6 protein-coding genes are annotated in these 5,384 nt (G+C 72.3%); 1 reads left to right on the top strand and 5 read right to left on the bottom strand.

What is annotated here, in order from left to right; genetic code table 11:
- Positions 1–1,601: penicillin-binding transpeptidase domain-containing protein (locus tag AB0O34_RS35985; RefSeq protein ID WP_363923337.1), on the bottom strand; the 1,601-nt coding region annotated here is incomplete at its 3' end.
- Between the two features lie 84 nt (positions 1,602–1,685).
- Positions 1,686–2,348, bottom strand: coding sequence for a lysophospholipid acyltransferase family protein (locus AB0O34_RS35980; protein ID WP_363923335.1), 663 nt, complete (start codon positions 2,346–2,348; stop codon positions 1,686–1,688).
- Between the two features lie 366 nt (positions 2,349–2,714).
- On the opposite strand from AB0O34_RS35980, the gene AB0O34_RS35975 reads away from it, so the two are divergent.
- Positions 2,715–3,269, top strand: a complete 555-nt coding sequence (locus AB0O34_RS35975) for a GNAT family N-acetyltransferase (RefSeq protein WP_363923334.1) — start codon at positions 2,715–2,717, stop codon at positions 3,267–3,269.
- Between the two features lie 6 nt (positions 3,270–3,275).
- On the opposite strand, the gene AB0O34_RS35970 is transcribed toward AB0O34_RS35975, so the two are convergent.
- The 3 genes from AB0O34_RS35970 to AB0O34_RS35960 form a co-directional block, all read right to left on the bottom strand.
- Entirely contained in the window at positions 3,276–4,265 is a 990-nt protein-coding gene (locus AB0O34_RS35970) for a tyrosine-type recombinase/integrase (protein WP_363923332.1), read from the bottom strand.
- Positions 4,266–4,305: 40 nt separating this feature from the next.
- Complete coding sequence (locus tag AB0O34_RS35965) at positions 4,306–4,782, bottom strand: hypothetical protein (RefSeq protein WP_363923330.1); 477 nt, start codon at positions 4,780–4,782, stop codon at positions 4,306–4,308.
- 104 nt (positions 4,783–4,886) lie between these two features.
- The gene (locus AB0O34_RS35960) at positions 4,887–5,267 is read right to left on the bottom strand and encodes a SchA/CurD-like domain-containing protein (protein ID WP_363923328.1); all 381 of its coding nucleotides are present in this window, start codon (positions 5,265–5,267) and stop codon (positions 4,887–4,889) included.
- Positions 5,268–5,384: the final 117 nt, after the last annotated feature.

The following is a 5,384-nucleotide window of genomic DNA, read 5'->3' as shown; positions in this document are numbered from 1 at the left end:
ACCGGGGCGGCGACCGACCCGCCCATGCCTCCGGCCTCCACCACCACGGCGAACGCCACCTCGCCGCGGAAGCCGATGAACCACGCGTGGGAGTCGAGCTTCGGGCCGGTGCCGAACTCCGCGGTGCCCGTCTTGCCCGCCGTGCCCTTGGGCAGGCCCGCTCCCTTGGCCGTGCCCTTGCTCACCACGGCGGCCATCATCGTGCGAAGGTCGCGCGCCACCTCGGCCGGCAGCTGCTGCGGCTGGGCCTTCTGCTTGAGCGAGGGCACCAGGGTGGGCGGGCGCCAGGTGCCGTCGGCCACCGCCGCGGCCACCGAGGCCATCACCAGGGGGCTGGCGGTGATGCGGCCCTGCCCGAAGGACTCGGCCGCGAGGTCGGCGTCGCTGGTGGGCTTCGGCATGCTGCCCTTGGTCGCCGGGACGCCGATGGTCAGGGGCTGGTTGAACCCCATCTTAGAGGCGATGTCGTACAGTTTGCCGCCGCTGAGGTGCTGGGCGGCGAGCGGCGCGAAGGTCGTGTTGCAGGAGTGGGCGTAGGAGTCAAGGAACGTCAGCGAGCCGAACGCCTCGTGGTCGGAGTTGCGGATCGCCAGGCCGCCGATGCTCGCCTTGGCGGGGCAGGTGACCTTCTGCTCGGGGGTGAGCCCCTCGGCGAGCAGCCCGGCGGCGGTGACGGTCTTGAACGTCGACCCCGGGGGGTAGCGCCCGTCGAGGGCGCGGTTGAACCCGCCGCGGTTGTTGACGACGGCGAGGATCTCACCGGTCGCGGGGCGGATCGCCACCAGGGAGGTGGGCTTGTCCAGGGTGCGCACCGCGTCGACGGCGGCCTTCTGCACCAGTGGGTCCAGGCTTGTGCGCACGGCCGCGCCGGGAGTGCCCTCGATGGTCTTCAACGTCTCGACGGTCTTCTTGGAGCCGTCGGTGACCGTGATGCGGGTGGCAGGGACTCCCGCCAGATCCTTCTGGAACGTCTCCTGCAGCCCGCCCCTGCCAACGGCGTCGCCCGTCTTGTAGGACGAGCCGAGCTTCGCGACGTCCTTGGCGGTCGCCTTGTCCAGGTATCCGACGAGCTGCTGCACCGACCCGCCGACGTCGCCCTGGTCGATGCGGCGGCCGGAGGCGTCCTGCACGGCGCCCCGCTGCGGCCAGGTGGTCTTCAGGGCCAGGTAGGTGGAGCCGGTCAACGAGGGATGGACGGCCGCGGGAGTCCAGGCCACTTTCCAGTAGTGGTCCTTGACCACCAGGTCCAGGGAGCCGGTGTAGGTCCACTGGCCGATGTTCTTCAGCGACAGGGTGGCGGTGTAGGCGGCCCTGGCCCGGTCGTCGCCCGCCGGGCTCACCGCGCCCAGCTTGACCGAGGTCTTCTGGACGCCGAGGTTCTCGGCCAGCTCGGCGTAGGCGGCGTCGAACCCGGCCGCCGGCGAGGCCAGGTCGGCCCGCATGGCGGCCAGGTCGCCCCGGCCCCAGGCGCCGGCGAAGTGGCCCGCGGTCTGCGCCGCGCTCCCCCTGGTGTGCAGGACGTAGTAGGCGCCACCGGCGGCGGCCCCCACCACCAGCACGGTCGCTACAGACGTGATCGCGATGATACGGCCGCGCGGCACGCGTTACCCCCGGTGTCTCGACGTCGCCACGAGCCTAGCGCGGGGCCATCCGTGGTGTTCGCCGCTTTGCCGCCCCCGAGCGGCTCAGGCGGCCTCCTTGGCCCGCTCCTTGTGACTCGCGGCGTACGCCGGGACGTACTCCTGGCCCGACAGGCGCTGGATGGCGCGCATCACCTCGTCGGTGACCGCGCGCCGGTCCCTCGCCCTGCCGGGGTCGCCGGTGAAGCTCATGGGCTCGCCGATGCGCACACCGATCTTGGCGATCCTCGGGACCGAGGCCCCGGGCGGCAGCACACGCTCGGTGTTGACCATCGCCACCGGGATCACCGGCACGCCCGCCGTCAGCGCCAGCCAGGCGACGCCGATCTTGCCGCGGTAGAGCCGCCCGTCGGGGGAGCGGGTGCCCTCGGGGTAGATGCCGAACAGTTCACCGCCCTTGAGCACCTGCAGGGCCGAGTCGAGCATCGCCTGCGCCGCCGAGGCGCTCTCCCTGTCGATCGCCACCTGGCCGGTGCTGCGCATGAACGTGGCCATGAGGCGGTTGCCGGTGAAGTACTCCGACTTGGCGACGAAGGTCACCTGCCTCGGGAGCATCAGAGGCAGGAACACCGAGTCCAGGATGGACAGGTGGTTGGAGGCCAGGATCGCCGCCCCCGACCTCGGGACGTTGCGCGCCCCGGTCACCTGCGGACGCCACAGCAGTCGTAGCACAGGACTGGTGATGATCTTCGTGATGCGATACAGCACGGACTCTCCCGGTGTGCGGACGGCCAATGCCAACCATACGGCGCTGAGTGGAAACCTTGTGTTACGGCAGCCCACAAAGTGTTACATCGTCGTACAACGAAGCGCCCCGCAAGACGAGCTTGCGGGGCGCTCCGTTTAGACCGATGTGGCGGTCGCCTCCTCGGCGAGAGGCACAACACGGCTCCAGCCGAACGGTATTCCGTGAAGGCGGTAATTGCGGCCCGGGGGACACAAACCACATCGGCTACTCGACTCTAACCCACTCCCAGAGGTTCTTATTCCAGACCGGCCGTTCCGGGCGCCAGAAGTCCGGCGACCTGGGGGCGGACTGGGGCAGAGGGGCGGACTGGGGCAGAATGGTGCACCATGCTGGAGACCGAGCGGCTCGTCCTGCGCCGGTGGCGCGAGGAGGACCTTAAGCCCTTCGCCGAGATGAACGCCGACCCCGAGGTCATGGAGCACTTCCCAGCGACCTTGAGCCGTGCTGAGAGCGACGCGATGGCCGGCCGCATCGAGGCGGGCCTCGAGGAGCACGGGTTCGGGCTGTGGGTGGTGGAGGTGCGCGACAGCGGGCTGTTCGCCGGGTTCACCGGCCTGGTGTGGCAGAGGTTCGAGGCGCACTTCACCCCGGCTGTGGAGGTCGGCTGGCGCCTGGCGCGCGAGGCGTGGGGGCACGGCTACGCCACCGAGGCGGCGACCGCGGCCCTGGACCACGGCTTCGGACCGGCGGGGCTGGCGGAGGTGGTCTCCATGACGGTGCCCGCCAACGTGCGCTCGCAGGCCGTCATGCGGCGTCTGGGCATGACCCGCGACCCCCGTGACGACTTCGAGCACCCTCGCCCGGCGGCCGGCAGCCCGCTGCGTCCCCACGTGCTGTACCGGCTGAGGGCGAAGGCCTGGCGCGAGCGCAGGAAGTCCTAGACGGGTTCAGGGGCCGCCGGGGCGCAAAGGGCGCGCGTCGGGCATCCGCAGCCGGTCGACGGCCTCCCTGCGGCGGCTCTCGGGGCGGCGGTCGTAGCGCGCGGTGGTGACGGGGGAGGCGTGGCCGACCAGCGCCTGGGTGGTGGCGAGGTCCACCCCGGCGTCCAGCAGCTCGCCGATGAACGTGCGGCGGAAGTCGTGCGGGGTGCTCTTGGTGGCCCCTGCGGCCGAAAGGCGCCGGGCCAGGATGTCGGCGATCGCCTGCCCGGTCATCGCTGCGGGCCTGCCCTCGGGGGCCCGCAGCCGCCCGGCCCTGCTGATGGGGGCGAACAGCGCCCCCGCCGCCCGCCCCCGCACGGCGAGCCAGGCCTCGGTGCGGGCGACCGCCTCCGCGGTCAGGTAGACCAGGCGTTCCTTGTCGCGCTTGCCGCGGACGCGCAGGGAGCGCGCGGCGACGTCGTAGTCGGCCAGCGCGAGGCCCGCGACCTCGGCGCGGCGGCAGCCGGTGGAGTACAGCACGGCCAGCAGCGCGCTGTCGCGCACCCCGGCGGGGGAGTCGTCGCGGTCGCAGACGGCCAGGGCCGCGCCGACCACCTCGGGCGGGACGTGCCGGCCGGTGGGCAGGCGCGTGTGCTGCAGGGTGGGCAGGTCGGCCGCGCGCTGGTAGTCCTCGGCGGTCATCTTGCCGAGGCGCCATGCCTCGCGCAGCACCCGGCGCAGCGCGACCAGGTGCTTGTTGACGTAGGCCGGCGACCATCCCTGCTCGGTGAGGATCGTGCGGATGCGCACCGTGTGCTCGTAGCGCAGCAGGTGCCAGGGCTGGCCGGCGCCGGTCGCGGCGGGGTCGCCGGTGATGACGCGGGCGACCCTGTCGAGGCAGCCGCGCATGGTGCGCCGGGACTCCGCGCCGGCCAGGGCGTCGAGGTAGACCACGTAGGGGTCGGCGGCGGGCGTGACGGCGCCCAGGCCGGGGTCGGGTACGGCGGGCACGTCCACGGTGCGATCTTAGGGCGGGATCCTCCCGGCCGTTGTTAATCTACATTGTAAAGGCCTCGGGCTGGGTGCGGAACGTCATCGACAGCTCGCTCAGCCTGCGGCCCTCCGCCATGAGGCCCACGACGAGGCCAAGATCGTCGAACCTGCGCCTGACCAGGGGATACCAGGCCTCGCGCAGGTCCCTGAGGGCGGGTTCCACCCGCGCGCGGTGGGCGACGCGGTCGGGGTGGACCAGCACGCGGTTGCCGCCGTCCTCGCGGCGGCGTACGGCGTAGCCGTCGTGCTCCAGGTGGCCGACCACCTCGGCGGCCTCCTCGTCGGTGAGACCCGCCATCGCGGCCAGGCAGCGGACGGACATCGGGCCCTGGCGGCACAGCACGGAAAGGCACCGAAACCGGGTCGCGTCCAGCCCGGCTCGCGCGGCGAGGGCCTCCACGAGCCGGTTGGCCTGTGCGAACAGGGCGGCGGTCTGGCGTTCGACCGCCTCCAGGACGTCGACGCTCTCGTCGTGCGGCATGGTGGTCACTCCAATCGCGGCGGCGGGGCCCGGGCGGTGCGCGGCGCGCCCGGGCCCCGGTTCGGCGGAGCGGCGAGCGCCGGGTCCGCCTCCCGCGGCCGATGTCACAGCCGGGTGGTGTGCGTCTCGCTGGACGACTGCGTGACACACCGCATCATCGAGTTGCGGAAGAAGGCGGCGAACCCGTCGGAGGTGGCGGTGTCGCGCGCGTCGGCCAGGTACGGCACGATCTTGTCCTCGATGATGTGGACGTGCCGCTGGCCGGCCAGGTGCCGGGCGATCCCCGCGAAGTCGCCTTCGTAGTGGACCAGCCGCACCAGCACGTCGTCCTTGACGAACACCCCGGTCCCGAGCAGCCGGGCGGTCTCCTCGCCGTTCTCGCCGGTGACGACCGGCGACTCCAGGGGAGGGGCGCCGCCGAACAACTCGGCCAGCTCGTCCTCGTGTCCGGGTTTGATCCGGAAAGTGATCATGGCGTAGGGCATCGGATACCTCCGTGGTCGTTCCGTGCGCGCGCAGCGGATGGGTGGCCGGGGGGAGGGCTCCCCTCGGCCGGCCGGGATGTCCCCGGGCCGCGAGATGCCTCCCCGGACGGCGGGTGC

It is taken from the genome of Sphaerisporangium sp. NPDC088356 (genome assembly GCF_040685555.1).
Lineage (GTDB): Bacteria > Actinomycetota > Actinomycetes > Streptosporangiales > Streptosporangiaceae > Sphaerisporangium.
This window is presented reverse-complemented; position numbering and strand designations above follow the sequence as displayed.